At 46.7% G+C, this 3,389-nt stretch carries 3 protein-coding genes and 1 pseudogene; all 4 read left to right on the forward strand.

All coding sequences use genetic code 11. The features are described from left to right. Positions 1 to 184: 184 nt before the first annotated feature. Positions 185 to 984, forward strand: a pseudogene (locus DFQ00_RS28440) (DUF5704 domain-containing protein); the annotation flags it as partial. A 345-nt stretch (positions 985 to 1,329) separates the two neighbouring features. Then, positions 1,330 to 2,430, forward strand: a complete 1,101-nt coding sequence (locus DFQ00_RS28445) for a WXG100 family type VII secretion target (protein ID WP_167433874.1) — start codon at positions 1,330 to 1,332, stop codon at positions 2,428 to 2,430. A 9-nt stretch (positions 2,431 to 2,439) separates the two neighbouring features. Continuing rightward, a complete protein-coding gene (locus DFQ00_RS28450; protein ID WP_110899750.1) occupies positions 2,440 to 2,877 on the forward strand; it encodes a hypothetical protein in 438 nt (145 codons plus the stop codon). A 317-nt stretch (positions 2,878 to 3,194) separates the two neighbouring features. Further along, the coding region (locus DFQ00_RS28930; protein ID WP_208643833.1) for a WXG100 family type VII secretion target at positions 3,195 to 3,389 on the forward strand (195 nt) is incomplete at its 3' end.

The following is a 3,389-nucleotide window of genomic DNA, read 5'->3' on the forward strand; positions in this document are numbered from 1 at the left end:
GGTACTTTTCCCCTGCTGGTGGAGGATTTCTAGCTTGCTGCGTTCGATTATGCTAAGATGTGTGTAGCTCATGGTGGATTCTCCTTGTGTGAATGTTTGTTGTGGTGACTTCATTCTACACGAATCCGGCCATGGGCCATTTTTTATTTATTTCCAGTAGGTGTCGCACTTCATATTACAATCCGTCAAAACCAAAGGCAATATGTTCGGCCCGCGAGATGGTATTCGGCTTACACCAACCTTTGATTTTGTGAGCAAGGATGGAAAAACGCGTGTGCCTGTGGATCTATACTACTCGACCAATCAGCGGAACTTTATTCGCATTGGTTCGGCAGAGGACCAGGTGAAGCGGTTTGTCATTCTGAACGACCGGATGCGTCAGGTGCCTGGGGTGCAGCTGCGTGATACCGCAACGTACAAGTACAATCGCTATGGTGAGATACACCCGGGTATGATGAGCGAGCAAGCGTATCAAGAATATTACCGAGACAAGTTTACGAAAATGAAAACGCCCGTCGGTGGATACAGCCTGCTGCTGATGCCAGAGCAATTACGGACATTCATCGGGCCAAAAACGAACATTCCAGTCACAGCCAGTGCAGATGTACTGCGAGCCAACGCGGCGATTCAACAATGGTATGGCGAGTACAGCTTGCCAGCAGAGCCCTATGTGGTTGAGGCCGGAACGAACCTGGCCGAGTATGGGCGAACGCATGGTGGACTGGATTCTAAATCGCCTATTTCCTGAAGAACGGATATATCGTGGTGAATTTTAACCTGGAGTCTATTCGGGAAGGCGACCTTGCCGCTCCGCATCTGCAATATATCCATGCTCCGCTAATGAACCAGTGGCTGCTGGAAGGTTTCCAGCGTCAGGTGCAGGATAGCTACAACCATACGTTTTCGTTACGAGATGGAGATGTGGTCTTTTACCATGCAGATCGTTCGAGCCGGGATGATTTCAGTGCACAGGTGCCGCATTAAGCAAGATAGAGAAAATGTTTTTAGTTTAGTTAAGTTGAACTATTTATTTACACGTTAACGGAGAGGACAGAAAAAGCCTGAAAAAGCAAGCTTTCTGCAAGAAAGCTACATCGGAAGCATAAGCTTCGCCTTTATCACCGGATTTTCCCCCTTGGAAAGGGAATCGAAAAAATCTGGGGATAACAGCTACTCTCCAGGTTGTTCTGTCATCGGAGTAGAAGGTGTAAATCTTTAGTTCAACTTATGTAGATATCAGGGATCAAGTGAGGAAAAGATCGCGTATAAGACGCGTTAGTTTTAATAAAAGAAGAAGTAGAGTCCAAATCTGGACAGATGGAGAACGTGATGAGTAGAATACAAGTGACCCCGGAGCGATTGTTTGAAGCGGCACGAGAGGTCGAGGAGAATCGCGAGCAAATGGAAGATACTCGTGAGGAACTCGTTCGCTTGATCCGCTGGATGGAATCGATGTGGTCGGGGATAGTACGCGAGCGGTTTCTAGAACGATTCGAAGAGAACCAGCCTAGGATGATCGAAACGTTAGAAAGCTTGGCCCAAATTGCGAAGGAGCTTCGAGAGATCGGCGTACGTTTTCAGCAGGCGGATGAAGTGAGCGGAGCAGCCATAGCAGGAAACGTAGCGATGAAGTCGATTGGGCTGAAAGCAACGCAGAGCAATGATGATAAGGGATATCAGATGAAGTACGATACCTATTTACGTATTTGGTTACCAGTCAATGAGAATGGTGTAACCGATCAGGCAGCCTTGCAAGCGTACGAACGAGATCATGGAAAGATCGATGTGACTAAGATGGGGCAACCACCAGGGGCCAATTCTGTCCCCGAACAGGATCTGATTCAGTTACAGATTGAAGCATTTGAGCTCGGAGTGAATCCCTTTACAGGAGAGCCTGTCACAGACGATTACGCCAAGATGATGATCTCCTCCTTGAAATGGAGTCAGATTGTAGCCGGGATTGGGATGGTCACGGGAAGTATGAAAAGTGGCAAGGGTCCCTATAAGGGCCGTGGAACCAGTGCAGCACTGGACAAGGTGAAGCAGACGATTCGGGATGCGAAGGCAAAGCGAGAGCAGGCAGGCAAGAGTGGTAAGGGGACGGGACAAGCTAAACCTAAAGTATACAATGCTGAGGGGAACCCAGATTTAAGAGCTACTAGAAGGCCAGCATTTGACGAAATGAAGGATAGCGGTGTTACTGCAAATGGACAGACTTACAAAATGAATGAACATGCGTATAGTAGCCTGTTCAAATCCGGACGAAAAGATATTATGCCGGATGATATAACTGATGCACTAGCAACAAAGCCGAAACCAGCAGAAGCAGGAAGTGTGGAATATGTTAATCCAGCAACCGGGACATCAGTTTTTGTTAATCCCAGTTCTAACCAAATTGTCGGCGTCTGGCCGAGTAGTTTCAAAAGGTAGGTGGATCAGTTGATTAAAATAGTCAGTATTCAAGATGGTTGGACGGAAATTGAAGCAACGTACACTGATGAAGTGAAAACATACAATCTTGTTACGGGTTATATGACGGATGACTGTCAACCGTACCGGGTGGCACAAAGTGCAATGATTTGGCTAAGCAGTTCCGGTGAGATCGGAGAAGTGGAATGTATTTTTCCAAGAATTGTAGAGGAATCTCCTTGTAAATCGTCTGGGCAGATCAAAAAGCAAGAAGGGTTCCCAATACTTGATATTACTTCGGAGCCAGCAAGCGAGGTCTGTATCCAGTTTCACGAAGGAGATTTCACTATTTGGTTCGCTAAGGACAAGATGATTGATTCCCAGGTACAAGCAGACTCTACAACTTTTTTAATTGCAGAAGCAAATGAACTCGTAGGAATCATTTGTAGAAACGTGACCAAGATTTAGGTTTGAGAACCTTGATCGGCTTCGTGCCTTTCAAGGTTTCTATATTTACGCAGAACTCATGTTAGTAATTTTTAGTGAGATTTACACAGAACTTCAAGCATGTGATGTTTCGGTGATGATTGGTTGGCATTAACTTAGAACCAATTAACATTAATGACATATAAGGAAATAAAAGGGTGTGACAAACAAGGGATGGTCCGCCGACGTTCCGCGCGATGAACAGTACAAGTTAATCGAGGCAGACAGCAACCGGTGCGGTGCAAGTTCAGCGATTGGTTGACAGAGTTTAGGCAGCATAGCTTCGCTTGATTCGCTGGATGGAATCGATGTGGTCGGGGATGGTGCGAGAGCGATTTCTAGAACGATTTGAAGAGAACCAGCCCAGGATGATCGACACGTTGGAAAGCTTGGCCCATGTTGCGAAGGAGCTTCGAGAGATCGGCGTACGTTTTCAGCAGGCGGATGAAGTGAGCGGAGCAGCCGTAGCAGGAAACGTAGCGACGATGTCGATT

The organism is Paenibacillus barcinonensis (assembly GCF_003217495.1).
GTDB lineage: Bacteria > Bacillota > Bacilli > Paenibacillales > Paenibacillaceae > Paenibacillus > Paenibacillus barcinonensis.

Excerpts from the sequence above, each read along its gene's own strand:
- DFQ00_RS28445 (WP_167433874.1), top strand. The coding sequence starts at position 1,330 with ATGAGTAGAATACAAGTGACCCCGGAGCGATTGTTTGAAGCGGCACGA.